Source organism: Streptomyces sp. NPDC002125 (genome assembly GCF_053593715.1).
The window spans coordinates 1-26,400 of sequence record NZ_JBSFDD010000036.1; the positions used below are offsets into that span (position 1 = coordinate 1).

Annotated in this window: 24 protein-coding genes and 4 pseudogenes; 13 read left to right on the plus strand and 15 right to left on the minus strand. The window is 70.0% G+C overall.

Annotated elements, in window-relative coordinates; translation table 11 throughout:
* Positions 1-85, plus strand: a pseudogene (locus ACWCQM_RS36965) (MerR family transcriptional regulator); the annotation flags it as partial.
* A gap of 149 nt (positions 86-234) precedes the next feature.
* On the opposite strand, the gene ACWCQM_RS36970 reads toward ACWCQM_RS36965, so the two are convergent.
* The 3 genes from ACWCQM_RS36970 to ACWCQM_RS36980 all read right to left on the minus strand — a co-directional run bounded on the left by ACWCQM_RS36970 (position 235) and on the right by ACWCQM_RS36980 (position 1,663).
* Positions 235-678 (minus strand): DUF2267 domain-containing protein, encoded by a 444-nt coding sequence (locus tag ACWCQM_RS36970; RefSeq protein WP_450919466.1) that lies wholly within the window; start codon positions 676-678, stop codon positions 235-237.
* A 53-nt stretch (positions 679-731) separates the two neighbouring features.
* Positions 732-1,127: a DUF2267 domain-containing protein gene (locus tag ACWCQM_RS36975; RefSeq protein WP_450919467.1), complete on the minus strand. Its 396-nt coding sequence runs from the start codon at positions 1,125-1,127 to the stop codon at positions 732-734.
* Between the two features lie 104 nt (positions 1,128-1,231).
* Positions 1,232-1,663, minus strand: coding sequence for an Hsp20/alpha crystallin family protein (locus ACWCQM_RS36980; protein ID WP_450919468.1), 432 nt, complete (start codon positions 1,661-1,663; stop codon positions 1,232-1,234).
* A gap of 127 nt (positions 1,664-1,790) precedes the next feature.
* Here ACWCQM_RS36980 and ACWCQM_RS36985 point away from each other — a divergent pair, with 127 nt between their 5' ends.
* The gene (locus ACWCQM_RS36985; RefSeq protein WP_450919469.1) at positions 1,791-2,423 is read left to right on the plus strand and encodes a type III effector protein; all 633 of its coding nucleotides are present in this window, start codon (positions 1,791-1,793) and stop codon (positions 2,421-2,423) included.
* 9 nt (positions 2,424-2,432) lie between these two features.
* Here the strand turns inward: ACWCQM_RS36985 and ACWCQM_RS36990 are convergent, their stop codons facing one another.
* Both ACWCQM_RS36990 and ACWCQM_RS36995 read right to left on the minus strand, forming a co-directional pair.
* Complete coding sequence (locus ACWCQM_RS36990; protein WP_450919470.1) at positions 2,433-3,158, minus strand: restriction endonuclease subunit S; 726 nt, start codon at positions 3,156-3,158, stop codon at positions 2,433-2,435.
* Positions 3,159-3,416: 258 nt separating this feature from the next.
* Positions 3,417-3,968, minus strand: coding sequence for a GNAT family N-acetyltransferase (locus ACWCQM_RS36995; RefSeq protein ID WP_450919471.1), 552 nt, complete (start codon positions 3,966-3,968; stop codon positions 3,417-3,419).
* Between the two features lie 51 nt (positions 3,969-4,019).
* Here ACWCQM_RS36995 and ACWCQM_RS37000 point away from each other — a divergent pair, with 51 nt between their 5' ends.
* Positions 4,020-4,631 carry a TetR/AcrR family transcriptional regulator gene (locus tag ACWCQM_RS37000; RefSeq protein ID WP_450919472.1) on the plus strand — a complete coding sequence of 204 codons (612 nt, stop codon included), beginning with the start codon at positions 4,020-4,022 and terminating at the stop codon, positions 4,629-4,631.
* A gap of 39 nt (positions 4,632-4,670) precedes the next feature.
* On the opposite strand, the gene ACWCQM_RS37005 is transcribed toward ACWCQM_RS37000, so the two are convergent.
* On the minus strand, positions 4,671-5,702 hold the full coding sequence (locus tag ACWCQM_RS37005) for an alcohol dehydrogenase catalytic domain-containing protein (RefSeq protein WP_450919473.1): 1,032 nt from the start codon (positions 5,700-5,702) through the stop codon (positions 4,671-4,673).
* A 130-nt stretch (positions 5,703-5,832) separates the two neighbouring features.
* On the opposite strand from ACWCQM_RS37005, the pseudogene ACWCQM_RS37010 reads away from it, so the two are divergent.
* The 3 genes and pseudogenes from ACWCQM_RS37010 to ACWCQM_RS37020 form a co-directional block, all read left to right on the plus strand.
* A pseudogene (locus ACWCQM_RS37010) lies at positions 5,833-5,949 on the plus strand (AsnC family transcriptional regulator); the annotation flags it as partial.
* 3 nt (positions 5,950-5,952) lie between these two features.
* Positions 5,953-6,294, plus strand: coding sequence for an Lrp/AsnC family transcriptional regulator (locus ACWCQM_RS37015; RefSeq protein WP_450919474.1), 342 nt, complete (start codon positions 5,953-5,955; stop codon positions 6,292-6,294).
* A 323-nt stretch (positions 6,295-6,617) separates the two neighbouring features.
* The gene (locus tag ACWCQM_RS37020; RefSeq protein WP_450919523.1) at positions 6,618-7,598 is read left to right on the plus strand and encodes a DMT family transporter; all 981 of its coding nucleotides are present in this window, start codon (positions 6,618-6,620) and stop codon (positions 7,596-7,598) included.
* 281 nt (positions 7,599-7,879) lie between these two features.
* Here ACWCQM_RS37020 and ACWCQM_RS37025 read toward each other — a convergent pair whose 3' ends face one another.
* The 4 genes and pseudogenes from ACWCQM_RS37025 to ACWCQM_RS37040 form a co-directional block, all read right to left on the minus strand.
* Positions 7,880-8,518 (minus strand): DJ-1/PfpI family protein, encoded by a 639-nt coding sequence (locus ACWCQM_RS37025; RefSeq protein ID WP_450919475.1) that lies wholly within the window; start codon positions 8,516-8,518, stop codon positions 7,880-7,882.
* 41 nt (positions 8,519-8,559) lie between these two features.
* Positions 8,560-9,039: a hypothetical protein gene (locus tag ACWCQM_RS37030; RefSeq protein WP_450919476.1), complete on the minus strand. Its 480-nt coding sequence runs from the start codon at positions 9,037-9,039 to the stop codon at positions 8,560-8,562.
* A pseudogene (locus tag ACWCQM_RS37035) lies at positions 9,036-9,268 on the minus strand (IS5/IS1182 family transposase); the annotation flags it as partial. The pseudogene ACWCQM_RS37035 and the gene ACWCQM_RS37030, both read right to left, overlap by 4 nt.
* Before the next feature lie 124 nt (positions 9,269-9,392).
* Positions 9,393-10,406 carry a zinc-binding dehydrogenase gene (locus ACWCQM_RS37040; protein ID WP_450919477.1) on the minus strand — a complete coding sequence of 338 codons (1,014 nt, stop codon included), beginning with the start codon at positions 10,404-10,406 and terminating at the stop codon, positions 9,393-9,395.
* A 109-nt stretch (positions 10,407-10,515) separates the two neighbouring features.
* Here ACWCQM_RS37040 and ACWCQM_RS37045 point away from each other — a divergent pair, with 109 nt between their 5' ends.
* From ACWCQM_RS37045 to ACWCQM_RS37065, 5 genes and pseudogenes are all read left to right on the plus strand, one after another.
* On the plus strand, positions 10,516-11,100 hold the full coding sequence (locus ACWCQM_RS37045) for a TetR/AcrR family transcriptional regulator (protein ID WP_450919478.1): 585 nt from the start codon (positions 10,516-10,518) through the stop codon (positions 11,098-11,100).
* A 188-nt stretch (positions 11,101-11,288) separates the two neighbouring features.
* Positions 11,289-11,396, plus strand: a pseudogene (locus ACWCQM_RS37050) (integrase core domain-containing protein); the annotation flags it as partial.
* A gap of 369 nt (positions 11,397-11,765) precedes the next feature.
* A complete protein-coding gene (locus tag ACWCQM_RS37055; RefSeq protein WP_450919479.1) occupies positions 11,766-12,671 on the plus strand; it encodes an NAD-dependent protein deacetylase in 906 nt (301 codons plus the stop codon).
* 711 nt (positions 12,672-13,382) lie between these two features.
* Positions 13,383-14,477, plus strand: a complete 1,095-nt coding sequence (locus ACWCQM_RS37060) for a glycerophosphodiester phosphodiesterase family protein (RefSeq protein ID WP_450919480.1) — start codon at positions 13,383-13,385, stop codon at positions 14,475-14,477.
* An 823-nt stretch (positions 14,478-15,300) separates the two neighbouring features.
* Positions 15,301-15,765 (plus strand): hypothetical protein, encoded by a 465-nt coding sequence (locus ACWCQM_RS37065; protein WP_450919481.1) that lies wholly within the window; start codon positions 15,301-15,303, stop codon positions 15,763-15,765.
* Positions 15,766-15,840: 75 nt separating this feature from the next.
* Here ACWCQM_RS37065 and ACWCQM_RS37070 read toward each other — a convergent pair whose 3' ends face one another.
* The 5 genes from ACWCQM_RS37070 to ACWCQM_RS37090 form a co-directional block, all read right to left on the minus strand.
* Entirely contained in the window at positions 15,841-15,987 is a 147-nt protein-coding gene (locus ACWCQM_RS37070) for a hypothetical protein (RefSeq protein ID WP_450919482.1), read from the minus strand.
* Complete coding sequence (locus ACWCQM_RS37075; RefSeq protein WP_450919483.1) at positions 15,984-16,286, minus strand: hypothetical protein; 303 nt, start codon at positions 16,284-16,286, stop codon at positions 15,984-15,986. Before ACWCQM_RS37075 ends, ACWCQM_RS37070 begins: the two co-directional genes overlap by 4 nt.
* Complete coding sequence (locus ACWCQM_RS37080) at positions 16,247-17,257, minus strand: hypothetical protein (RefSeq protein WP_450919484.1); 1,011 nt, start codon at positions 17,255-17,257, stop codon at positions 16,247-16,249. The genes ACWCQM_RS37075 and ACWCQM_RS37080 overlap by 40 nt, the downstream gene beginning before the upstream one ends.
* Before the next feature lie 418 nt (positions 17,258-17,675).
* Positions 17,676-20,468, minus strand: a complete 2,793-nt coding sequence (locus ACWCQM_RS37085; RefSeq protein WP_450919485.1) for a GH32 C-terminal domain-containing protein — start codon at positions 20,466-20,468, stop codon at positions 17,676-17,678.
* Positions 20,469-20,667: 199 nt separating this feature from the next.
* The gene (locus ACWCQM_RS37090; protein ID WP_450919486.1) at positions 20,668-23,604 is read right to left on the minus strand and encodes a GH32 C-terminal domain-containing protein; all 2,937 of its coding nucleotides are present in this window, start codon (positions 23,602-23,604) and stop codon (positions 20,668-20,670) included.
* Positions 23,605-23,866: 262 nt separating this feature from the next.
* Here ACWCQM_RS37090 and ACWCQM_RS37095 point away from each other — a divergent pair, with 262 nt between their 5' ends.
* The gene (locus ACWCQM_RS37095) at positions 23,867-24,901 is read left to right on the plus strand and encodes a LacI family DNA-binding transcriptional regulator (RefSeq protein WP_450919487.1); all 1,035 of its coding nucleotides are present in this window, start codon (positions 23,867-23,869) and stop codon (positions 24,899-24,901) included.
* A 143-nt stretch (positions 24,902-25,044) separates the two neighbouring features.
* Positions 25,045-26,346 carry an ABC transporter substrate-binding protein gene (locus tag ACWCQM_RS37100; protein ID WP_450919488.1) on the plus strand — a complete coding sequence of 434 codons (1,302 nt, stop codon included), beginning with the start codon at positions 25,045-25,047 and terminating at the stop codon, positions 26,344-26,346.
* Positions 26,347-26,400 lie beyond the last annotated feature (54 nt).

The following is a 26,400-nucleotide window of genomic DNA, read 5'->3' on the forward strand; positions in this document are numbered from 1 at the left end:
CGAAGACCAGCTCGAAGAAGCCCAGCGCATCAACGCCGAATACCGCCGCGCCGCCGAATCATCCGCTCCGCCGGCCTCGGCCTGAGCCGGCGAAGGCCGGCAACCGCCCGAGCGGCGTCGCGGCCGGCGCCCGCACAGACTGCCCGGGACGCCATCTGCGTCCCGGGCAACGCCGTCTTCAGCCGGGCTCCTGTCGCCCGGAGCCCGGCTGTCACGCCGGAAGGGCTCGGCCGCTCACGCGGCCGGGGCGAGTTCGGCTCGGCCGAACAGGAGGGCCCAGCCGGTGGGGAGCTGGTGCAGGATGCGGGTGATCAGGTCGGCGCCGGCGTAGGCGGAGACGGCCGCCAAGACGGAGCCGGTGTCCCAGCGGGTGGTGGCGAGGGAGGCGCCCGACTGGGCGGCGAGGTCCTTGACGAACGCCCAGCCCGTCAGCGGCTGGATGTCGGGGACCTGAGCCGTCAGGACGCGGGTGGCTTCCAGGGGCAGCCGGGCGGCCAGGTCGACGCGTTCCTCGCCGGTCAGTTGGCGTCCCAGCCCCGAAAGGACCAGTCGGACAGCTTCTTCAGCCCTCTCTCGGGTGGGGTAGGCGCCTTCGTAGCGGACCTTCTCCAGCATCTGCTCGTACGCCGTCCCGTACGGCTGCTGGTGTGCGAGCGGTGCGCGGGCGTCGGTGATCACTGCGGTGCATGCCTTTCGTGGATCGCAGCAGGGGAAGTCCCTGGGGATATCGGTCAGGTGGGGTGGGGGCGGCCGAAGAGGAGGTCGTAGCCGGCGGGCAACTGGAGCAGGATCTGCCCCAGCAGCTCCTCGCCTACCGCGTCGGCGACGGTGGACAGCACGGCGCTGACGTCCCAGGTCGCGGTCTGCTCGGTGGCGCCCTCGATCCAGGCCGCGGTCGCCCGCACGAACCGTTCCGGCGGCAGCGGCTCGGCGCTGGTCAGCGGGTTGAGCAGGATGAGGGCGAAGGCTTCCGGCAGGCGTGCCGCGAGCTGGGCGCGGACTTCGCCGACCAGGTGTGCGCCGAGCAGGGCGAGCACCACGCGGGCCGCGCGCTCGGCTTCCTCCACGGTGTCGTATTCGCCGCGTTCCTTGACGTGGTCGAGGAACACTTCGCGTCGCAGAGTCATCTCGGCCGCCACCCCTTCTTGTTTCATTCGGATGCCCGTAGGGGTGCGGAGGGCGGGGTGAGGGGGAAATCAGGTGCCCGTCCTCCGCACCTGTCCGGCCGGTGTCAGCCGGAGATCTCCTTGTGGCCCGAGCCGACGCCGATGGAGATCTTGCGGCGCTTTGCGCGCTCGGCGATCGGGATGCGCAGGGTGAGCACGCCTGCGTCGTAGTCGGCCTTGATGTGCTCGGTGTCGAGGGTGTCGGCGAGCACGATCTGGCGGGAGAAGGCGCCCAGCGGTCGCTCGGACAGTTCCATCTGCACGTCGTCGGCCTTCGCCGCCGGACGGCGCTCGGCCTTGACGGTGAGCATGTTGCGCTCGACATCGATGTCGATCGCGTCCGCGGTGACGCCGGGGAGGTCGAAGGCCACCACGTACTCGTCGCCCTCTCGGTAGGCGTCCATCGGCATCGCCGACGGCTTCGACCAGGTACCCGGCCCCATCAGCTGCTGCGCCAGCCGGTCCAGCTCACGGAAGGGGTCAGTGCGCATCAACATCGTGAAACACCTCCAGCAGGTTCGGGCAGTTGCTGCCAATGCGCTGCACTGACACTGTTGTAACATGTCATCCAATGGATGACAAACATGATGTCGTCGAGAGGATGACAATGAGAGGGAGGTGCCCGTGACCGCAGCCGACCAGCCGCCCACGCCCAGCGCCGCCACCCAGGACCCGGCGTCCTTCCTGGCTGCCGCGGCGGCACTGAAAGCCATCGATGACGCCTTGCACGACGCCCGGCACGAGCACCCCGACGTCCCCGAGACTCCCGCTCCGGGCCCGGAGGCGGCCCTCGCCTCCCTGATGCTGCTCCGGCAGGTGCGCGAACAGCTCGCCGGATGGGAGACCGGCCTGATCGAAACGGCCCGCGAGGCGGGCGCCAGCTGGGCCGACCTCGCCCACCCCCTCGGCGTCGCCAGCCGCCAGGCCGCCGAACGCCGCTACCTGCGCGGCCGCCCCGGCCCCGCCGGAACCACCGGCGAACAACGCGTGACGGCCACCCGCGAACGCCGCGCCGCCGACCGCACCGCCGCCGCTCGGGCCCGCCGTAACGCGGCCGACCTGCGCCGCCTCGCCGGCCAGATCACCGGCCTCGCCGACCTTCCCCCCTCATCCCGCCGCCCGCTCGGCGAACTCCACGCGGCCCTCGCCCACGACGACCCCGCCGAACTCATCGGCCCCCTCATCGCCACCCGGCCGCACCTGGCCGCCGCCCACCCTGACCTCGCCGCCCGACTCGACGCCCTTACACACCCGTGACCCGGCAGCTCACTGACATATCCCGTGTCGCCGAGCACTGACACCTCTCGTCCAACACGCGAAGCCGGTCGGCCGATCCGCGGCATGGGCTTCGACTACCTCCACTCCGCGGTAGTGCCTGCCGCCTTTCGGCTGCGTGGCCGCGCCCAGATGCGAGGTCATCAGACGTTCCGCCAGCGCTGCGCGGGTGTGAGCGACCGCTGCGGCGAGGCGACTGTGGGCCGTGGCCTGGGCATCGAGCGCGTCGAGGACCGCGACGACGCGCTGCCGTTCGGTATACGGGGGAAGCCGCACGCGCTGATTGCCCAGCGTCGCAGCGCTGATGGACGGTGCACCGGTCGCCGTCGCACGGTCCCGTACCCAGGCAACCGAATCGGGCCGCCCCAAGTAGGCCGCGAGATAGCCGGGGTGGACACGGGCCAGGTGCTTGTCCTCCATCCTGAGCCGGATCACGTTGGCGCTCATCAGCCAGCCGGCGCCTACATCCCGGACCAGGGCCGGGGCGCCCATGGCTCCGGTCCGGACACAGACGATGTCCTCTGGCCGGAGCAGGAAGCGGTCCAGGCTCCGGGCCCGCGCCTCCGTCACGTGCCGGTCATCGGCCATCTCCGCGAGGCGGCCTCCGCGCACGTTCTGGGGATACAGGAGTCGCACGCCACCGTCGGTCGTGATGTGCTGCTTCAGCAGGCTGTACGACGGGCCCGCCTGGATGGTGCACAGGTCCGACAGGGGCACGCGCTCTGGTTCGCCGAGGTGCCGGCCTTGTTGGGCATGATCACGGCAGCGGCGCCGCCCCCGTTGAGCGTGCTCAGCACGTGCTGCACATGGGCGAGGTTGTCGTTGCCCTGGGGAGGCGAACCCGTACGGCCAGCTGCCCTCGGCACGGGGTTCTCCGCTGACATCCCGCCGGTCTGCGGTCGCGCTCGTCACGCTGGGACTTCTTCGTCCAGGTCGGCCCCTTGCTGACCGTGCCGCCGGCGCTGCCGTCACTGGTCACCGGTCCCTGGCCTGCCATTCGGGAGCGAGCACCGCCCAGAGCTGCTTGTCGTAGCGCGTGCCCTGATAGGGCCACGCCTCGCGTCGTACGCCCTCGAGCGTCATGCCGAGTCGCTTGGCGACTGCGGAACTGCGGTCGTTGTCGGCTCGGCAGTGCCACTCGGCCCGGTGCAGCCCCCGGGTCGTGAACGCCCACTCCAGGAGCGTGGCACAGGCCCGTGTGACGAGGCCGTGACCCTCGGCGGAGGCTTCCAGCCAGCAGCCGATCTCGCACGAGCCGAACGCCGCGTCGAAGTCGGTGAACATGACGCCGCCGACCAGCACTCCGGCCCGCCAGATGCCGTACAGCCGGGCGCCGTCGGCGGCCTGGCGTTGTGCATACCGCTCGAGCGTGGCCCGGGCGCCGACCACATCCTCGGTGACGAACGCCGGTCCGACCCACGGGCGGATGTGTTCACGGGCCCGGTCCAGGTGCTCCGTGAACTCCTCGGCGTGCAGGACCTCCAACGGGGCGAGATGGGCATCGTCGTGCAACGGCAGCGAGAACATGAGTGCCTCTCCATTCACATAACGGTTGTTACGGTAAAGTAGCGTGGCGGCATGGCGCGTACCAAGGGTGATCACGAGGCACGCAGACGCGATATGTCCCAGGCGGTCTGGCGGGTCATGGCGAGGCGCGGCTTCGCCGGGCTGACCCTGCGCGCGGTCGCGGCCGAACTCGGGGCGACGACCGGGCTGCTCACGCACTACTTCCCCACCAAACGCGCACTGGTGGACTACGCCCTCGACCTGCTCGAGGAGCGCACGCTCTCCCACCCGCGCCGCGAGTCGGGCCCGGGTCTGGCTGCCGTGAGGGACGCGCTGCTGGACATCCTCCCGCTGACTCCCGAGGCCACCGACAGCAACCGGGTCTGGGTCTCCTCCTGGGACGCCGCGCTCTCCGACCCCCACCTGAGTGCCGGCTACGGCCGCAAGTACGCCAACAGCCGTGCCAGGCTGGAAGAGCGGGTGGCCGCGGCCCAGGAGCTGGGCGAGATGCCCCCCGGTGATCCCGCAGAGATCGCGGCCGGGGCCCAGTCCTTCGTGCTCGGCCTCGTGGTCCAGGCTCTGTTCGCCCCGGAGGTGTTTCCCCCGGCACGGCAGGTGCGGCTCGTTGACGACTACCTGGCCGCCTTCGACCGATGCGGGGAGAACACCCCCGCATCCCCCTGACGCAAGGAGGCAGGCGCCGGCGCGCGGTCGTGGCGAGGGTCATGGGCGGAGTGCGATCTTGACGGCGTGGCGCGCGTCCATGACCTGGTAGGCGGTGGCGACCGCGTCCAGGGGCATCTCCGCGGAGAGCACGGGTGAGGGGTCGATGTCTCCGGCGAGGACGTCCTCGAGTAGCGGTTCAAGGTAGCGGCGGGCCGGCGCGACCCCTGCCCGCAGGGTGATGTTGTGGCGGAACAGCCGGTAGAGATCGACACGGTCCACGCCGTTGGGGACGCCGACGGATCCGATGGTGCCGCCGGGCCGGACCAGGTCCAGCGCGAGGTCCAGCGCGGACTGGGTGCCCGCGCACTCGGCCACTCCGGACGCGCCGCCCTTGGTCTCCTCCCGCACGAGGTGCGGGGTCGCGGGGTCGTCCGCGGAGAGGATGTCGGTGGCCCCCATGCGCCGCGCGAGGTCGCCGCGGTCAAGGTGGCGACCGACGAGGATGACCCGCCCGGCTCCGGCGCGGCGCGCGGCGAGTGAGGCGCAGAGGCCGACGGCACCGTCTCCGACGACCACGGCGGTCTCTCCCGGCCGGACGCCGGCCAGCCGGATGGCATGGACGCCGGTCGCCATGACGTCCGTCAGTGGAAGCAACCGGCGCTGCAGGTCGGTGTCCGCGTCCACGCCGCGCACCGGGACGAGGGTGGCGTCGGCGAACGGTACGCGGACCGCCTCGGCCTGGCCGCCGTCGTTGCCTCCGCCCCAGAATCCTCCACCGGGGCACGAGGTGAACAGTCCGTCACGGCAATGCCGACAGGTGCCGTCCGCGAAGGCGAACGGCGCGAGGACGAGATCTCCAGGTCGCACGCGGGTGACGTCGGCGCCCACCTCCTCGACGAAGCCGACCCACTCGTGGCCCATCCGGTCCCCGGGAGTGAAGGACTCCTGCCCGCGGTAGGGCCACAGGTCGGATCCGCACACGGCGGCCAGGGACACCCTGACCAGGGCGTCGTCCGGCTGTTCGATCACGGGGTCGGGGACGTCGACGAGCCGGATCTGTCCGGCCTCCTGCAGCACAGTGGCTCTCATGGGTGATCACGGTAGGCTGCGGCGACCTGCGCGCCCATGCCACTTCGACGGCAACTGCGCACTCTGACCGTCGATCAGGAGGTGTTCCACCCTGTCCGGTTACACATGGCCGCCCGTCGACGCTGTCGACCTGGCGATCATCCGTGAACTCTCCCAGAATGCCCGAGTCAGCCTCGCCGAGCTGGGCCGCCGGGTGTCCCTCAGCCGACCCGCAGTCGCGGAGCGCGTCCGGCGCTTGGAGGAATCCGACGTGATCCAAGGCTACGGTGTCCACCTCGACCTGGCACGGCTCGGGCTGGGCCTGCGGGCACACGTCTCACTGCGCCCCCGGCACCGATCCGTCCGGAATTCGCAGGCCATGCGCGACCAATTGCTGGCCATGGGGCACGTCCTCTCGTGCGTCCACGTCACCGGCGAGAACTGCTACGAGCTGGCCATCGCCGTTCGGGATGCGCGCCATCTGGAAGAGATCATCGAGCGCTTGGCGGAACTGGGCGACACCACCACAGGGGTCGTGCTCTCCGAGCCCGTGCATCCACGTGACGTGGACATCGCAGCATGGTTCCCGAGGACGGATGGAGCCTCTCCCTGAGTGGTGGACACACCGATATGGCCACTTCGGCACCGGCGCATGCGACCGAGGACACCAACCGCCGGACTCCCGCTCGCCACGTGATCGACAAAGTCTGTCCACCACGGGGGAAGGCCCGATAACGTGAGCACATGCAGCTGTTCCTGACGCCTCCGCCGCCCGCCTCGTAGGCGGGCGATTCGTCCGCTGCCGTCCCGGCCCCGCCGGGACGGCAGCGCGGGTTGCCCACGAGAAGACGTCGTGTCGGCAACCATCCGAGGAGACCTCAGTTGCAGTCCTCTTCCAGCTCTTCCCGCTCGTCCGCCCTGCCTGTCAGGCAGGGCATGCTCTACGTCGCGATCGCCGCCACGGCGTGGGGAACCGGCGGTGCCGCGGCCGCCGAACTGTACGAGGCCGGCGGGATCGGCCCCATCTCTGTCTCCTTCTGGCGGTTCGTCACCGGCCTGGTGCTGCTTCTGGCAGCCCATGCCGTGCTACGTCGCCGGTTCACGGCGGGAGCGGCCCCGCTTCGTGCCTCTTTCACCGTGAATCGACGTCGGGTGCTCGTCACAGGGGCCGGGCTGGCCGTGTACCAGACGGCCTACTTCGCCTCCGTGCAGCAAGCCGGACTGACCCTGGCCACGGTGGTGACACTCGGCGCGGGACCGGTTCTGATCACTGTCGGAGCCCGGCTCACGCTGGGCGAGCGCACCAGCGCAGCGGGCACCGCCGCGGTGGCGAGCGGCGTCATCGGTCTGGTCCTGCTCATGGGCGGAGCGGACCGAAGCGCAGGCCCGTCCCCCCTTCCGGGCATCGGGCTCGCGTTGCTGTCCGCCGCCGGTTACGCGGGAGTGACGCTGCTCGGGCGCTCGTCCGGCCGAGACGACGCCGATGGTGCGTTCGCTTCCATGGTCACCGGCTTCGCCGTGGGAACTGCGTGCCTTCTGCCGATGGCCTTGCTGGAAGGTCTGCTGCCCGACCTCGAAGGCGCCTCGTGGACCCTGGGTCTCATCCTCTACCTCGGAGCGGTGCCGACCGCACTGGCGTACACGCTCTTCTTCGCCGGCCTCAAAGCCGTCCGGGCCACCACGGCTTCCGTGGTCGCCCTGGTCGAGCCGCTCACCGCGGCCCTCATCGGCGTCCTCGTCCTCGGCGAGCGGCTCAGCGCGAGTGTTCTGACCGGAACGGCCCTGTTGTTGCTCTCCGTGCTCTGGCTGGCGGCCGGTGAACGGGGCGGCCGGGTGTCCGCCGGGCGGCCTTGCGCCCTGGACAACGGCCTGGGCGAGGGGCGTACGGCCGCGCCGTTCCCGCGCCGGAGGGCCTGACGACGCAGAGGTCCTCGCGCCGACCGATCCCTACCGCAGTTCGCAGCGCGGACTACGGTAGGGACCGGGATCAAGGACACTTCCTCGCTGCCGTTGTGGAAGGTCGTGCGGTGCGGGCGCCGCGCGGGGCCGCCGGGTGCGGAGTCGGCCGGGTCGCGGCCGGCGGCTTCCTCCCATGAGCAGGGCCCGGATTCAGCGGCGTCGGCAGCCAGCTGCCAGCGCAAGTCGGATAATCCTGGCAACACGCGGGGATGCGGTTGGCGTGTTCCGGCATGCGCTGCTCAACGCTGCGGGAAGCCCTCCTCCCGGAATTTGGCCACGAGTGCGGCCGGAGCTTTGGCCGGCGACCCGGCATCGTAGGGAGGTTGCGGGTCGTATTCCGTCAGCAGCTGAACGGCCTGCGCGAAACCCTCACCTGCGATGCGGCCAACAAGAGTGAGGCCCATGTCGATCCCGGAGGACACACCGGCCGCGGTCATGTACTTGCCGTCGGCCACGACCCGTTCACCGGTGGGTTCGATGCCGAGGGCAGCCAGACGGTCCATAGCCAGCCAGTGCGTGGTGGCCCGGCGATCCTTCAGCAGTCCGGCCGCTCCGAGAAGCACAGAACCCATGCACACCGAGGTGGTCCACGTGGACACGGCGTCAATGGCGCGCAGCCACGCAAGGAAGAACTCGTTCTTCACCTGAACGTCGATGTACTCAGGCATCCCGCCCGGAACGACGAGGATGTCAGCCTGTTCCACCTGTGACATGGATTTCTGGGCAACGAGCATGAGACTGCCGCTGTCATTCACCACAGGACCCGGTTCTTCGGCGACGAAGAACGTTTCCGCGCCCGGGAGTGGGCTGAGCGTCTCATAGGGGCCCACGGCATCCAATGCAGTGAAACCGGGGTACAGGACGATAGCTATGCGCATGCTGATTCCTTGTCCGTGGATAGCCGCAGACCTGCGCTGCGTCACAACTCGATCCTTCCGGCGCCCAGTTGTGCTGGCAATGACGAAGACCCCACGCTTCCTGACACCACTGCGGCACAGCAGCGACGTACCGCAACCACAGCAACCGCTGCCGTTTCGATGAGGATCCCGAGTTTGACCAGGCGTTTCAGCCTGGCGCGGGTGCCCTCGACGTTCTTCGGCAGCAGTTCGTGGCCGAGGGCTTGGCAGACGTCCCTGGCCCGTCGTGGTCCGGTCGCGTGGTTGAAGACGGCGAGGATGCGAGGGTGGTCCGGGTGCTCGGGCAGGTCCGGTGCGGCAGCGGGACGCCGGTCGGCGAGGCCGGTAACGGTGGTGCGGGTGATTGCGAGATGCTCCAGATGGGTCTCCGCCTCCCGCAGCCGGTTCTGCAGTCCGTCGATCTGTTCACGGAGGTCGTCGGCCAGGGCCCGGGCAGCTTGTTCCTGCAGTTCCAGGGCGTCGCGCAAGGCCTGGATGTTCATGCTGCTACCGCCTGTGCCTCGCGCCAGGCGGGGGTGTCAGCGCCGGTGAGCCGGCGGGTCATCGCCCAGTACACGCGGGAGGCCGAGGAGGAAGGGCTGTGCTCGTAGTCGCGAACCCGACGCCGATGGAGCATCAGGATTCCGTAGGTCTGGTCGGCCCGCCACCGTTTCGGCACGCGAATCCCTTGATCTGCGGGTCGCGGGCGACGGTCTCGACGTCGATGCCCAGGCACCCGATCACATCACCCGATCAACGACCGTGCACCGGTAGATTCCGCCTCTACGCCTCACCATCAGGTGACAGCAGATCAACTCAAAGGTTCACGAACCGCCCTCTCAGGCCTCTCCTCGCTTCATGGGCGGAGGACCAGCCGTATCGGGTCGCCCTCCTTCTTCTCCAGCCGGGCGACCGCCGCAGCGACCTCGCCGAGCGGCAGTATCCCGCTGACGGATCCGGAGAAGTCCAGGCGTCCGCCCTCGATCAGCCGCAGGAGCTGCGGCAGGGCCACCGGCATGTCGGAACCGTAGTGGCCGAGGATGCGCTGCTGGAGGTAGCTGAATCGGGTCCCGTCCGAGACGGTGAGCGGCTTGTCGGTCAGGCCGACCAGGACCAGTCGCCCCTTGGGCGCGAGGACGGAGACCGCCTGCTCCCGCACGGGCGGCACGCCCGCGAAGTCGAAGGCGGCGGCGAGCCCGGCGCCGCCGGTCGCCGCACGGACCGTCCGGCTCAGCTCGGGATCGGCTGAGTCCAGGGCCAGGTCCGCGCCCGCGGCCAGGGCGCGTTCGCGGGCTACAGGGTTCGGGTCGACGGCGACGACCGGACAGGCGCCGATCGCCCGGAGCAGCTGCACGGCGTGGATGCCGAGCCCGCCGACGCCCCACACGCCGACCGCCTCGGCGGGCCGGACCGCTCCGGTCTCGGTGATCGCGCCCCACGGGGTGGACACGGCGTCAGGGATGATCGCGCCCTGTTCGAAGGGGATGGCGTCGGGCAGCAGCGTCATGGCATCGGCGGCGGAAAGGGCGTACTCGGCCCAGCCGCCGTCGTAGTCGACACCGCGGGTGTAGGTGACGCCGTCCCGTGTCTCGCCGGCGTGCAGCACGACCCGCTGTCCGGGCGACCATGTGGTGACGCCCGCCCCGGTCTCCGCGACGGTGCCGGAGACCTCGTGGCCGAGGGTGACCGTGTCTCCCTGGAGGAGGAGCGGGGTGAGGGTGCCGTCGATGAGGTGCACGTCGGACAGGCACACGCCGGCCGCTTCGACCCGGACCAGCACCTCCCCGGGGCCGGGCTGCGGGCGGGGCACCTCCTCGAGCCGCAGGGTGCGGCTCGGGACGTGCAGGCGGGCGGCGAGCATCTGCGCCATGACATGACCTCCTCGGTGCGGCGAACGCGAACGGCCTTCAGGAGGCATCGCAGTTCGACTTGCTTTAACTGTACATCCAACGCATGAGGACTTGCTTTACGCTGTTTCCATGAGCTCACCGGAACCCGTTGCCCCACCCCTGCGACGTCGTGGGGAGCGGATGCGCCTGGCCGTACTGGCCGCCGCGGTCGACCTGCTGTCGAGCCAAGGGCTGGCGGGTGCGACGGTGGGCGCCGTGGCCCGCGCGGCTGGGGTGCACGAGACCTCCGTGTACCGGCGGTGGGGAACGCGCGAGAACCTGATCCTGGACGCGCTGACCACGGAGCTGGACGCCGCGCTGCCGGTCCCGGACACCGGGCGGGTCCGCGACGACCTGCTGGAATTCTTCGTCGCGCTGTCCCGGCTGCTGAGCACCGCACAGGGCCGGGCTCTGCTGCGGCTGAGCGTCGAGTACGACGACACTCTCGAGGATCGGCGCGGTCCCTACTGGAGCGAGCGTCTCGACCGGGCAGTCGTGATGGTCCGGCGGGGTATCGGGCGGGGCGAGCTGGCCGCCGACACCGATCCCGGGCTGCTGATCGAGGCCGTCAGCGGCCCGCTGTTCGTGCGGGTGCTGCTCAGCGGGGGACCCCTGGACGACGTGCTCGTCCAGGGGCTCGTGGACCTGGCCCTGGACGGGGCCCGCCCACGGTGAGCGGTCCGGCTCGTGCCGGACCGCTCAGTCGATTGGCCGCTCGTGCCCGCTCCGGTACCCCGCGATGGCTGGGGCTGGAGCGGCGGAACCTATTGCTCACCTTCCGGTGCGCGGCACGTGGGTGTGGGATGACTGCCGTGGCGGGAGTCTGCGGGAAGATGCGGCGCGCGCCGGGCCTTACCTGGAAACAGGCCCTGGCCGACATCGGCGCGACCGGCAAACTCACCCGCCCCTACCGGCCTCAGACCAACGGCAAAGTCGAACCGTTCAACCGCACCCTCGCCGACGAGTGGGCCTTACACCTCCAATGGCGAGTGGACGGAACGGGCGTGGATCATCGCGGGACGACCTCCGCCGTCCGGTTACCGCTGCTCGCTGTGGCGGTTGCGGGCGGGTGCTCCGTGGCGTGACCTGCCGAACGCTTTGGCCCGTGGCAGACGGCCGCTGATAGGTGGATGGAACCTGGGCCCGCCTGTTTGAGGACGTCCAGGTCCGCGACGACTTCGCGCGCCCAGTTGATCGTGGAGTCGACCGAGACCGTCCATCCGAAGGAGGTGCCGCGCAGAGCACGGTCCGGGCTTCGGCCGTGGGTGGCGCAGCAGCCGCAGCGAGGTCCTGGCGGCGCGGGGCAGGGGGACGGCAGCCTGTTCCGTACCCTGGGGGCTATGCGTATGCGCCCCACACTGAGCTGGACCCCCATCGGGGATCCGTCCCCGGGCACCACAGCCCTGGAGCCGGTCGTGGACGCGCTGGACACCGGTGGCGTACTGGTGCTCAGCGGAGCCGGCCTCTCCACGGAGTCGGGTATCCCCGACTACCGAGGGGAGGGCGGGAGCCTGAGCCGGCACACGCCGATGACCTACCAGGACTTCACCGGCAGCGCCCAGGCCCGTCGCCGGTACTGGGCGCGGAGCCATCTCGGCTGGCGTACCTTCGGTCGTGCCCGTCCCAACGCCGGGCACCGCGCCGTCGCCGCGTTCGGGCGGCACGGTCTGCTCACCGGAGTGATCACCCAGAACGTCGACGGTCTGCACCAGGCCGCGGGCAGCGAGGGCGTCGTGGACATCCACGGGAGCCTGGACCGGGTCGTCTGCCTGTCCTGCGGCGCCGTCAGCCCGCGACGCGAACTGGCCGGGCGCCTGGAGGTGGCCAACGCGGGCTTCGGACCGGTGGACGCTGCGATCAACCCGGACGGTGACGCGGACCTCACCGACGAGCAGGTCGGCGAGTTCCAGGTGCTGCCCTGTGCGCTCTGCGGCGGCATCCTCAAACCGGACGTGGTGTTCTTCGGCGAAGCCGTGCCCCCGTCACGGGTCCAGCACTGCCGAGCGCTGGTCCGCGAAGCGACGACCCTGCTGGTCCTGGGCTCCTCGCTGACGGTCATGTCCGGACTCCGCTTCGTCCGCCAGGCCGACCAGGAGGGGACGCCCGTGCTGATCATCAACCGGGACCCGACCAGGGGCGACCGGCACGCTGCCACCCGGATCTCCCTCCCGCTGGGAGCGGCACTCACCACAGTCGCCGACCGCCTGGGCCTCACGACCCACGACGAGGCGGCGGGGTCGATGTGACGGCGGGCACCACCGGAAGGTGACATGCCTGCGAGGTGACCTCCGCCCCGTGACCTGCGCGAGCCTGGTACGGAAACCGTCGGCGTCCGGACGCTGACCGCGCTCGCGCACGCGACCCCCGGCATGACGTACCCCCAGGGCACCAGGACCGTCAGCACGCCGTCGCAGCCGGCGGCCGCACAGCCACCCATCCGCTGGCTGAAGCCACGCGGCGCACTCCTCTCGTGGAAACCTCCCGGACCGAGCGGGACCTGAAGCGCCGGTTCGGGGAGGCGCTGGTGATCAGTCCCGTGCTCCGCGTGGCCCCCTCACGATTTCGCCGGCACCGCGCCCGAACTCGCCCATGGCTGCACACCGCCGGCCGCCGGGACGGAGGCCCTGGGAGGACTGCCGGTGACTACCTGCTGCCCGGCTGGGACGAGGACGGGGCGCGGGGTGCCACCCGCTCCTCCGACCGTCTCGTCAGCACGATGCTCTTGTGGGGCGGAGGAGGCGCCCCGGCGCGCGGTACGGCACGGCGCCGGGAGTACTGCGTGGTGCCTGCTGGTGGTCGGCGCAGGCAGGGTCTGAACGGAATCCCGACGTTGGCACGGTCGGCATGCGCGCGTCATGGGAAGTTCTCCTGCGCGAAGACCGGTCGGCGAGGGTGGCGGTGGCCGTACCCGTACGAAGAGGCGTGGCCGTCGTCCCGTGACGGAGAGGATTTCCCCTATGAGATCGCGTCTGCACAGAGCGGTCACGGCCGCCGTACTGGCTGCCGCTGCCTGCGCCGGGCTCCTGACGGCCTCGCCCGCCTCGGCCGCCGGTAACGGGCCCGGCCACGGGCCCCGGCACTTCGACCTCCAGGCTCACCGGGGCGGGCTCGGGCTGACGGTGGAGAGCACGCTCGCCTCCTTCTCGCGCGGGCTGGAGATCGGGGTGAGCACCCTGGAACTCGATGTGCAGATCACCGAGGACAGGCGGGCGGTGGTCACCCACGACCGCCGCATCTCGGCGGCGAAGTGCCGGGACACCGGGCCGGTGGCGGCGGGGGACCCGGAGTACCCCTATGTGGGCAAATACATCGTGAACCTGTCGCTGGCCCAGGTGCGGACCCTGGACTGCGGTACGCAGACGCTGCCGCAGTTCCCGGGGCAGCGGCCGAGCCCGGGGGCCCGAATACCTCTGCTCACGGAGGTCTTCGACCTGGTCGAGGAGCGCCAGGCGCACCGGGTCGGGCTGAACGTGGAGACGAAAGTCGAGGCGGGGGCACCGCACGAGACGGCGCCGCGCGAGGACTTTGTCCAGGTGGTGGCGCGGGAGGTGCGCGTCTCAGGGCTGGCCAGGCGGGTCACGGTGCAGAGCTTCGACTGGGGGGCGCTGATGCGGATGCGCCAGGTCGCGCCCGAACTGCGCCTTGTCGCGCTCACCAACGGCAACCAGTTCCTGCAGCCTGGGCAGCCCGGTCGCTCGCCCTGGCTGGGCGGTCTGGACATCGATGACTTCGGCGGGGACCCGGTGGCGGCCGTCGCCTCCTTCGGCGCGGACGCCCTTTCCCCCGTGCACGGCTCACCTCAGGATGGCAAGGTCACCGATTCCGGGTATGTCCCCTACACCACGCAGGAGTTGGTGCGTCGAGCGCACGAGGCCGGGATCAAGGTGATCCCGTGGACCGTCGACGACGAGGCGACCATGCGCAAGCTGATGGACGACGGAGTGGACGGGTTGATCACCGACTACCCGGACCGCCTGCGTGCGGTGATGGCCGAGCGTGGCCTGAAGCTGCCCAAGCGGTACGCCGCGCCGCCGCTCGTGCCGCAGAACTAAACGCTCTCGCCGGCCTCCAGTAGAGCGCCATCGCCACATCGGCTCTGGAGACCTCACCGAAGCCAAATGCGCCGTGACGTCGCGATTTGGTTCGACACGGACCGATACGAAAGCCGCGGCTGGACGGAAAGGAGCTTTGCCCGCCAGCCCGGGGACGACCGCATGACGTCCAGAACTGGCTCGGGAAGCAGCCGACCTCGTACGTCCGGCGCCGCCCCGGCCGGATCGTTCCTGCGGTGAGCACCATCTCGACGGGCGGTTCGTCACGGGCGTCCCCGGGCTGCACTGTGCGATCGCCGCCCCGACCTCACCTTCGCCAGGTCCGCAGTAGTGCTGCGCCGCTTGCCGCTGTGGCACGTCGGCGAGGTGAGGGCTTCGACACGCGCGATGACGCGCGCTGCGGTTGGCGTCGCGGCGTCGGCTGACGGCTGTGGCCGCCTCCTTCGCGTCCTCGTCGCGGAGCGACAGATGACACCCACACTCCCTCCCGTGCCGGGGGAGGGCAGCGCGTCCTTCCTCCGGCACCCTCCGGCTGTATACCGTGCGGCCGGGCAGACGGCACCCCCACCCTCAGCGTGATCCGCCTGGCCTCCCACGGATCTGGCTGTGCTGAGGCAGGAGACTCAGTTTGTTCTTCTGGGTATGTGCTGGAGACGCGACCTGGGGGGAAACGATGTTGGCACTCTCGATTTCGATCTTGGCGGCACTCGTGTCACTGGGGTCTTTGATCGTTGCGTACACGTCCAGTCGTCGGGCGCACATGCCCGTACTGCAGTTCATGTGGGAGAGCGGGCAATCCGGTGGGGACCCGAGGTGGTGGCTGGTGAACGTCGGGACTGGGCCCGCAATCAACATTGTGGTGGCCCAGGCTGGACGCACAGGACTCACCCGCGGTCTGGACCGCGAGCGATGGTTCAACCCTGTGCTGATTCCGTCGATCCCGGCCGGCGACAAGCTGGCTCTGACGTGGCTCGGTGGAACCATGGGCCTGGACTGCGCTCTGGGCGCCAGCTACACGGAAGTCCAGAAGTTCTTCTACACGACCAAGTGCGGCGATGACGTGTCGATGTTCTTCGTCGGTCTGCATCTGCCGCGCTGGCCGCTGCTGAAGTTGCGCGGCCAAAAGGCGGTGAAGACCTGGTGGGGCGTGGAGGACCTGGCAGGTCCGCCGTGGTCGACCGTTGATGCGGGAGCCGCACGCCGACGTTGGTGGCTTCCGCGACGCTTCGGGGTGTGCCGTCGGCTCGGAGGGTGGGCCGATCCGGTCTTTTCCTACCGTCCAAGTTGATCGGGTTTGACTGAACTTCCAGGGGGCACCGGCCCGGTGGCTCAGGATGGTGTTCGGACCCCTGTCACGATGCGTTCAGAGTGGCGGCGGCTTCGTCGTGCGCGGCGATAGCTCGCCGACCTCATTGGCATTCACGAGCACAGTCGGCAGGATCGCCTTGTACGGGGCAGCCAGCGCCTCCACCTGCTGAGGGGCGATCGGACGGAAGCAGTGGTTCTTCACCCCGGGGAGCATGGGGCCTGGTGCTCGAAGACATCGGTGACGAGGCCGCATCGTGCCCGGCTCACTGCCTGCGGCAAGGCGAGGGCGAGTTGCCAGCCTGTGGCGGGCAGTCGGTACAGGGCGGCGGCCAGAGCTCCGGGGCCCCGTGTGGCGGCGAGGATCTCCGCCCCCTTGCGCGGGTCGGGCCTGGTGGTGGCCTCGGGCCGCCACTCGGCTCCGTAGAGCAGCTGCCCCACGCGGACCGCTGCTGTACGGGCGATCACCGAGGACGGGTGGGGGAGGATCTGGGGCAGGCGCACCACCTCCCCGCGGCGGACGATCTCATAGCTGGGAGCAGGCAGTTTGGGGTGGGACCGCGGGTCGGCGGTGTCCACGATCCGGTGCCATGCCGTGGCCGACTTCTGCCAGGCCTGCGCGGACTCGCGCAGCGCTTCCGCGCTCTGCCGCAGGCCGGCCGCCGCCTGGTCCGGAGTTCCTCGGCGGCCCTGAGCAGGACGCGGCCTGCCAGGAGGCGTTGCATGGCTGTCCAGCGGGCCAGCTGCTGGAGGTCCGATCCGCTCATGTGGCGGTCGGAGCGGTGGTGCAGCGTCTCGAACGCCGCACGGGACAGCCGGTCGCAGTCCTCGGCGAGGTGCGCCGGTACGTCCTGGGGCCGGTCGGCCGAGCCCGCCTGTACCGGGTAGACGGGAAGCGTCAGAGAGAGAGCGCCGATCGCCGCGTCGGCGTCGCGCCTACCGTCCCTGCCGAAGACCGAGGCCTCGGAGAGAGAACGGTGAACGTCGGCGAACGCCGCGCCCGCGGAAGGGGCCAGGGTGTCCCGGGCCAGGGAGGACGCCACCTGGGCCGCGCCCCAGGCGAGTTCGGCGCAGCGGCGGGTGAGGTAGTGGTGGGCCGGGCCCGTGCTCAGTGCGTACGCGTACGCACTGAGCGGCGTGAGGTCGGGTCCCCGGTGACTGTGGATGACGTCGCGCACCGCGTCGACCGCGGCGGACGCGTCGAGGAGGTGGCTCTGCGCCGGACCGGTGGCGGGGGAGGGCAGCAGACGTCGCGCGGACTGCAAGGCATCACTGGCCCGGCCCACGTGGAAGACGAGATCGTCCGTCACGGACGACTGCGTGGCTTCCCCGCCGCCCAGCCCCAAGGGCTCGGCGAGAGCGGAGAGGAACCGGTCGAGGTGACCGGCGGTGGCCGCACGGTCCGGTGCGGGGGCCGCAGCCGCCGTACGGAGCCGGTCTCCGGCGGTGTCGAAGAGCTCGTCCAGCGTCGCCACTACGGCTCCCGTACGGCGGCCAGCGCCCGCGCGGCCGTGGCCGCATGCTCGGCGGCGATCTCCGTCAGCCGACCGCACAGCACCTGGTGAATGTAGCTCGTGGTCTGCTCCGCCGGGCGCTCCTCCTGCCGGCCGCCCCAGAAGGCCGGTACGACAGGCCTCAGGGACGGAACAGCTCTTCGTGCTCGACGTTCATCGGCATCGGCTCATCGGCCGTTCCCGGGGCGGGAGGGGTGGGGTCGCAGTGACGAGAAGCGCGCCGACGGGCACGGCAGCGGTCAGTCAGGCACGCGCTCCAGCCTGACGGCGAGACCTCGGAAACACGCGCTCGGCCCACAGCGACACCGCAGTGGGCCGAGGAGGCTGAGGGCAGGGCAGCGCACTGCGGCCGCGCTCTCAGTACGTGCGGTCGGTCGGGTCAGTCCGTCATGTTGCCCATCTTCCAGACGGTCATGGACTTGATGACGCTGCCGTCACCGAACAGTCGCAGGCCCAGCGAGTCCTGCCGGAAGGGGTAGGCGCGGGTAGTGATGGACTTCTGTGAGTTCGCGTACGCCTCGATCATCGACCGGTCGAGGAACACGTCGAGGGTCAGGTTGCCGCCCGAGAGCGTGAGCGGCCCCTTGTGGATGCCGAAGTTCGGCTCGGCGCTGGAGTTGTTCCCGGACCGCGAGCGGTCGACGCCCAGCTGTCCTGCGGGGGCGTCGTAGAACAGGCGGGTTCGTTCTTCGTCTCCGGGGCTGCGGAGTACGTCGAGGCCGAAGGCGCCGGCAGTGCCTCGTTCCATGGTCAGCTTGATGTGGAGCATGTTGCCCTTGACCGCGGCCAGGCGTGAGTTGGCGTCATCGACGGAGGTCGGGGCGGTGATGTTCAGGAGCGGTTCGCCGGTGTGGAGGCGGGAGACCTCCTCCACGGGGCTGAAGCCGAGGTCTCCGTCGGGCCGCATGGTGAGCTCGATGGGCAGGCCCGCGTTGTGGGCCCAGCCGGCGTCGTAGTGGGCGCGTTCGGTGCGCCGGTCCTGGGCGATGCTGAAGACGAGGGACCGTCCCTTGTCGTCGACGGTTCCGCTGGGGCCGGTGAAGTGGTCGCCGTAGTCCATCAGCTTGGGCTCGGTCGTGTCGGGTGTCCACCTGCGGGCCCCTGCGTCCCAGGTGCCGACCCAGTAGTAGACGTACTTGCTGCTGTATTCGCCGGGCCCGGCCGGGAAGGCCGGGTTGATGAGCAGTGCCCGGCGCTGGCGGCCCTGGGCGTCCTTGCCGATGGGCAGGAAGGTGGGGAGTTCCCAGACCTGGCCGGTCTTGGGGTGGGCTGCGACGTCGCCGACCATCAGAGGGCCTGAGTAGGTCCAGTCGGTGAGGTTCTTGGAGGTGTAGAGGAGGGCGGTGCCACCGATGTCGGCGCCTGAGGTGTTCTGGACGCCCGAACCCATCAGCTGGAACCAGGTGTCTCCTTCCTTCCAGACGAAGGGGTCACGGAAGTCGCCGTAGCGGACCTTGCGTCCCGCGCCGACGTCGAGGTCGGCGGTCTGGCTGGTGACCAGGGTGGGGTGCATCTTCCACTCGACCAGGTCGGGGTCGCTGGGGTCGACGGGGCGGGCCAGGCCGGTTGCCTGATTGGGGCGCTGGGCGTCGTTGCCGGCCGTGAACAGCAGGACGGGCACGCCGTTCTCGTCGAGGGTCGAGTCGCCGGACCAGACGCCGTCGGGTGCCACGCTGTCGGCGGTGGGGACGAGAGCGTCGGGCAGATCCTTCCAGTGGACCAGGTCCTCGCTGACCGCGTGACCCCAGCCGATGTTGTGCCAGTAGGGGCCGTGGGAGTTGTGCTGGTAGAAGAGGTGGTACTTGCCGTTGACCTGGATGGGGGCGTGGGGCTCGTTCATCCAGTGGTTGGGGGCGGTGAAGTGGTAGCCGGGACGGTAGCGGTCACCGTCGTAGCGTGCGCGGTCCATGGCCATGCGGGCCTGGGGAATGCTGCCGCCGCTGAACGACTGCAGGTCCTTGGCGTGGCTCGCCGCGACGGCTGCGGGGGTGAGCGGGTCGGTGTGGACCTTCACTTCGTCGATCAGGCCGTTGAACATGTTGACGGCGAAGGTGCCGTTGATGATCGCGGGCTGGTTGTGGCGCCCGATGATCAGGGGAACGTCGGCCTTGGCCAGGCGTGCGCTGGTGGGGATGGAGGTCTGGGCGACCTGAGTGCCGTTCAGGTACAGCCTGACAGCGCCCTCACCCGGCGCGAACACGGCGGCGAGGTGGGCCCACTTCCCGGCGTCCAGGGCCGCTGACTTGGGCACCTTCGCCTCGTACCAGGCGTCTCCGGTGCCGACGCCGAACTCCCACACCCCGTGCCGTCCGACGCCGAGCGAGAAGCCGCGCTTCGCGCCCTTGTCCTGCTGGTTGACGATGGCGGAGGGCTTGCCCTCGTCGCCCCATTCGAAGGCGCGCGGGGCCACCCATCCTTCGATGGTCATGCCGTCGGTGGGGATCTGCGTCTGGGACGCGGCGCGTGTGACCCAGGTGGAGTAGCCGTCGAACAGGAGCGCGCCGGACAGGACGCCTTCCTCTTCGCGTTCGCTGCGCCAGAGAGGGGCGCTGTCGGGCTTGTCCACCGCGTCGTTGAAGACGTAGCTGATGGGGTCGGCGGCCTGGCTGATCCGCTCGGTGGTCGTGGTGCCCTGGCCTTCGGGGAAGTCCCAGTAAGCGGCCAGACCCTCCTGGGCCGGGTCGGGCGCTTTGTCGATGCCGACGCGGACGTCGTCGAGGTTGATGTGGCCCCAGCCGCCGGTGGCCTGGTCGACCGCGGTGATGCGCAGTTGTTCTCCGAGGTGCTCGCGGGCGTCCCAGGTGACGCGGCGGTACGCCTCGTCGTCGATGCCGGTGGCCTTGTGGAGAACGGTTCCGTCCAGGGTGGTCAGTGCGACGTACAGCTGGGCTTCGTTACGGCCGCCGGACACCAGGGCGCTGATCATCCCGGTGCCGTTCACGGTGAACGGCTCGGAGGTGATGGTTCCTGTGGCGCCGTCGCCGCCGCCGGCGAATCCCCACAGGTGGTGGGTGCCTGCCTGGTTGAAACAGCATCCCCACCCCCATCCCGGATCGTCGGTGACCGCGCCGCTGAAGGCGGAGCCGGTGGTGGTCCAGCCACTGAGGTCGCCGGTCTCGAAGCCGGGGTTGGACAGGGTGGTCCCACTCGCGCTGGCGGTCTTCGCCATCATCGGCGAGGTCAGACCGAGACATATCGTGAGCGCGAGCAGCAGACGCAGCAGAGTGCGCCTGGTTCCTGGTGCGTTATGCGCTGGGTAGCGCGTTCGCATGCGAACCTCCGATGTGGGGGTGGTGGTGTGCGGGTGGGCGGGACGCCGGCCCTGGGCGCCTGCGCGGACCAGGGGCGGCGCGTACGGGGGTGTGGGTCTCTCAGGGGCGCTTGACGGGGACGTTGACGTCGTCGACGTTGATGTGGCCCCAACCGCCCGAGGCGCGGTCGACGATCTCGACGTAGATCCGGTCGCCGATGTGGGTGGCGAGGTCGAAGACGACCCGGCGGTACTGCTCGGTGCCGCGTCCGGTGGCCTTGGCCAGGACCTTGTCGTCGTCGGCGCGGACGACGGCCGCGTAGAGCTGGTCGGGGTTGTCGCCGCCGGAGACGAGCAGGTCGACGATGCCGTCTCCGCCGAGGACCACGGTGGCGGAGCGCAGGACGCCGGTGGCGTCGTCTCCCCCCGCGTCCGGGTTGAAGCCCCACAGATGGTGGCCGGTCGGGTCGTCGTCGGTCCCGGCCTGGTAGAAGGGGCCGCCCCAGCCCCAGTCGGGGCGGGTGGTCACGTTGGCGTCGCTGAAGGTCGTGCCCGAGACGACGGTCCATCCGGTGAGGTCGCCGGTGGCGAAGTCGTGGTTGGGCAGCGCGTCGACGTCCGTGGGACGCGGCGGGTCGTAGGCGCCGGGGGCGACGGTTCTGTCGTAGGCGCCGTTCATGCGCCATACGTCCAGGGACACCACGTGGGGGGAGCCACCCGCACCGGTCAGGCGCAGGCCGGTGGCGTCCTGCCGGGTCGGGTAGAGGCGGCTGGTGAGGCTGTTGCTGCCGTTGACGTACGCCTCGATCATCGAGCGGTCGAGCAGGACCCGCAGCCTGAGCTGTCCGTCGTCGAGTCCCACGCTTCCGCCGTGGATGCCCTTGCGGACGTCCGGGTCGAGGCTGGAGCGGCTGCGGTCGATCTCGAAGCGCTGGGTGGCGGTGTTGTAGGACAGCAGGGTTTCCTCGGTGCCGTCGGCGCAGGAGCGGACCGCCAGGGTGATCGTCTTCGCGCCGCGCGGCTCGATGACGGCGCTGATGTCCAGCAGGTCACCGGAGACGGTGGCCAGGCGCCGGTTGGCCTCCTCGACCGTGGCGTGCCGGATGTGTGCGAGCCTCTTGTCGCGGAGCGTGGCTGTCTCGGCTATCGGTTCGACGCCCAGGGTGTTGTCCTTGCGCAGCGAGAGGCTCACGGGCATGCCGGCGTTGTGCGCCCAGCCGGACTGGGCGTGCTGCTGTTCGGTGCGGCGGTCCTGGGTGATGCTGAAGACCACGGACCGGCCGTCGGGGGTGACGAAGCCGGAGGGGCCGGTGAAGTGCTCGCCGAAGTCGAACTCGCGGGGCTTCTCGTGGTCGGGTACGAAGCGGTGCCGCCGCTTGTCGAAGGTACCGATCCAGTAGTAGGTGTGCTTGACGGCGTTCGAGTTGAAGCCTTCCCACCACGGGCAGATCAGCAGGATGTGCTTGCCGGTGCGGCGACCCTGCGGGCCGGGGAGCGGGAGGAGCACGGGCAGTTCCCACACCTCCCCGGGCTCCGGCTGCGTGGCGAGGTCGTTCTGGTGCAGCGGGCCCCGGTAGGTCCACGGCCCCTCGGGCCGGCGGGCGGTGTAGAGGAGTGCGGCTCCGCCGTGTTTGTGGGTGACCTGGGTGCCGTCGTAGTCGACGATGCCGCTGCCCACGAGCTGGTACCAGGTGCCGTCCTCTTCCCAGACGAACGGGTCGCGGAAGTTCTCCGCCCACGCGGTTCCGGGGCCGGCCGGCAGGTCTGCCGGGGCTTCGGTGACCGGTTCGGGTTTCATCGTCCAGGTGGCCAGGTCGGTGTCGAGGTCGGCCTGGTAGGTGGACACGGCGAGTCCGGTGCGCTGCCGGTAGGGCAGCCGGTCGTCGCCACCGGTGAAGAAGAGCACCGGCCCCCGGTCGCCGTCGACGCAGGCGGAGCCCGACCAGCAGCCGTCCGGGCCGGCCGAGTCCGCGGCCGGGGCGAGGGCGATCGGGAGGTCGCGCCAGTGGACCATGTCGGTGCTGACCGCGTGTCCCCAGTGGATCTGGCCCCAGAACGGGCCGAGCGGATCGTGCTGGTAGAAGATGTGGTACTTGCCCTTGAAGTAGACGGGCGCGTGCGGCTCGTTCATCCAGTGCCAGGGCGGCAGCATGTGGAACTGGGGGCGGTGCCGGTCGCCGTCGAAGCGGGCCCGGTCGAGGGTCAGGTCCGGGCGGGGCACACGGCGGCCCGGCAGCGCGGCGATTCTCGCGGCGTGCTCCCGTTGGGCGGTGGCGTCGTCCAGGGCGCCCGGCCGGATGGCGAGGCTGTCCATCAGGCCCATGTACATGTTGGCGTGGAACTCGCCGTTGAGCAGGGTGGGGCGGTTGTGCTGCCCGATCAGGAGGGGCACCCCGGCAGCCTGCACGGGGGACTGGTCGGGGGTGGTGGCCGTTCCGATCAACAGGCCGTCGCGGTAGAGGCGCAGCTGGTGGGCGGCCGGGTCGTAGGTGGCCGCGACATGGGTCCACCTGTTCTTGCCGGCCGGCTGGTCCGGGTCTCCCTTGAGCTCGACCAGGTGGGTTCCGAATCCGAGCTGGAAGACGATCTGGCCGAAGCGGCGCAGGCCTAGCAGGAACCCGGTCCTGGCGTCCGGATCGTGCTGGTTGATCAGAGCCTGGGGCTTGCCGTCGATGCCGTGCTCGTAGGCGTAGGGGGCGATCCACGCGTCGATGGTCAGGCCGTCGGCGAAGTCGAGTTCGCCGGGCCCTTCGGCGGTGACGACGGTGGAGTAGCCGTCGAAGTACAGTGCCCGGCCGTCTACCCCGCGCCGGCGCACGGGGTCGCTGTCGGGCTTGTAGCGGGCGTCGTTGAAGACGTAGCCGAGGGGGTTCGCGGAGCCGGAGACCGCCTCGCGGGCGACGGAACCGGTGCGCTCCTCGAAGTCCCAGCGTGCGACGGGGCTTCGAAGGCTGGTCCGTCCGCCGGCCGTGGCGGCGTGAGCGGGAGCGAACGTGAGCGGGAGGACGGCGCCGCCGGCGGCGGCGGACACGACCCTGAGGGCTGTTCTTCTCCTCATGCGAGCTCCTGGAGTGCGCGGCAGTCTGACGACCTGCCAAACCGTTTTAGGTGATGAGTCGGCATGGTTCGCGCGGCGTCTCCGCTAAAGCAAGAGCTAACGCACACAGATTTCGATTTCGTGTCACCCATAGACGGCTGAAACGGAGCAAAGCTTCACCGTTACGCAGGCGAGATGTCCGGGGTGTTGACAGCGCATGACGGGTGGAGCAATCTCATCACGCCTTGCTAATCCGATTTAGCCGAACGGGGCTGATCCTCTGATGTCCGAGCGTCGCGTGACCATGGCCGATGTCGCCCGCAGGGCGGGTGTCTCGCCGACGACCGCGTCGTTCGCCCTGTCCGGCCGGACCGACATGCGCATCTCCGACGCCTCACGCGAACGCGTTCTGGAGGCCGCCCGGGAGCTCGGCTACCGTCCGAACGTCACGGCGCGCAGCCTGCGGACGAAATCCACGCAGACGATCGGGTTCGTCTCGGACCGGATCACCACGACCCCGTTCGCGGGCGATGTGATCCGCGGCGCCATGGAAGCCGCTCGGGAGAAGGACCACCTGCTGTTCATCACCGAGGCGGGCGGCGACCGCGCCGCCGAGTCGTCGCTCGTCCACGCTCTGCTGGACCGTCAGGTCGACGCGGTGATCTACGCATCCATGTTCACCCGGTACGTGACCCCGCCCAAGGAACTGTTCGGGCGCCGGGTGGTCCTGTTGAACTGCCTGGCCCCCGGCTTCGACGCGCCCTCGGTCGTCCCGGACGAGTTCGAGGCCGGGCGGGACGCCGCCAGGGCCCTGCTCGCCGCTGGTCACTCCGAGGGGATCTGGGCGATCGGCGGCCACCAGGCCGTGCCGGCCACCCCTGAGGGGATCGTCGCCGGCAACGAGCGCATGCGGGGCCTGGAGGAGGTCCTGCGGGAAGGCGGGGCACGCCTGGAGGGCGTCATCGAGTGCGACTGGGACACGCTCGACGGCCACCGTGAGGTGTCCGCCCTGCTGGCGGCGGGGCACCGTCCCCGCGCCCTGGTGTGTCTGGCCGATCGAGTGTCCTTCGGCGCCTACCAGGCGCTCGGTGAGGCAGGTCTGTCGGTACCCGGCGACGTATCGGTCATCTCGTTCGACGACCAGGACATCGCTTCCGTGCTGCGTCCGGCGCTCACCACGCTACGGCTGCCGCACTACGGACTCGGGCACCTCGCGATGGAACTGATTCTCCGCCCGGGCCCGCTCGAAGCCGTCGTGCACCGGGTGCCCATGCCCCTGCAGAGCCGTGCCTCGCTCGCCGCACCCGCCGGCGGCTGACACACGGCACACAAGACAGTCGTCCCGTCACCCGCACCGATGACCGGGCGGATGACGGGACGACCACCAAGAACAGCGACCGTCGCAACCGGTCGCCGAGGGCGGGTCCTGCAAGACCCGTCTCAGTGAGATGGAGGAACCTCATGCTGTTCAGAACACGACGCCTCGCTGCTGCGAGTGTAGCCGTCACGGCGGCGACCGCGCTGGTCGCCGGATGCACCTCAGGGGGCGGGGGCACGTCCGGTGCCAGCGGCGACACGCTGACCCTGTGGACGCACAACGCCGGCAACTCGGTGGAACTCGATGTCGTCAAGAAGATCATCAAGGACTTCAACGGCTCCCAGGACACGTACAAGGTCAAGCTGCAGGCGTTCCCGCAGAGCGACTACAACAACTCGGTCGTGGCGGCCGCCTCCGCCCGCAAGCTGCCCTGCCTCCTCGACGTAGACGGCCCCAATGTGGCGAACTGGGCATGGGGCGGCTACCTGGACCCGATCGACGTCACCGGCAGCGAAGTACCCGTGCTCAGCCAGCTGCCCAGCACCGTCGGACGGTACGACGACAAGCTCTACGCGTTCGGCTTCTACGACGTCTCGCTGGCCTTCTTCGCCCGCAAATCCGTACTGGAGGAGCACGGCATCCGTGTCGCCACCATGGAAAAGCCCTGGACCAAGGACGAGTTCGACACGGCACTCGCCAAGCTGAAGAAGAGCGGCACGTTCGAGTACCCGCTGGAGATGGGCACCGGCGGCACCGGCGAGTGGTGGTCGTACGGCTACTCCCCGCAGCTGCAGAGCTTCGGCGGGGACCTGATCGACCGTGGCGACTACAAGAGCGCCTCGGGCACCCTCGACGGCAAGGCCGCCGTGGACTGGGCCACCTGGTTCCAGTCGCTGGTGGCCAAGGACTACATGGCCAAGAAGTCCGGGGCCGACCCCAACAAGGACTTCCTGGCGGGCAAGAGCGCCATCCAGTGGGACGGCAGCTGGAACGCGGCCAAGAACGCCGAGAAGCTCGGCGACGACCTGGCGATCATCCCTCCGGTGGACTTCGGGAACGGGCCGAAGATCGGCGGTGCCTCCTGGCAGTGGGCGATGAGTTCCACCTGTTCCAACAAGACCGGGGCGCAGGAGTGGCTGAAGTTCTCCCGTCAGACGAAGTACTTCACCGAGTACGCCAAGGCCACCAGCACCATCCCGGCCACCGAGGCCGCCGCGCAGCAGATCGCCGATTACCAGCCGGGCGGCAAGTTCGAGGTGCTCGCCGAGTTCGCGCGCGAGTACGCGATGGTGCGCCCCGCCACACCCGCCTATCCCTACATCTCCACCGAGTTCGAGAAGGCGGCCAAGGACGTCCTGGCCGGCGCCGACCCGCAGAAGGCTCTCGGTCAGGCCGCGAAGGACATCGACAGCAACCTGAAGACGAACAACTACTACTCCGACTGACCCGCCCGGCCGGGCTCGGGCGCCGATCACGCCGTCCGAGCCTGACCGATCCTC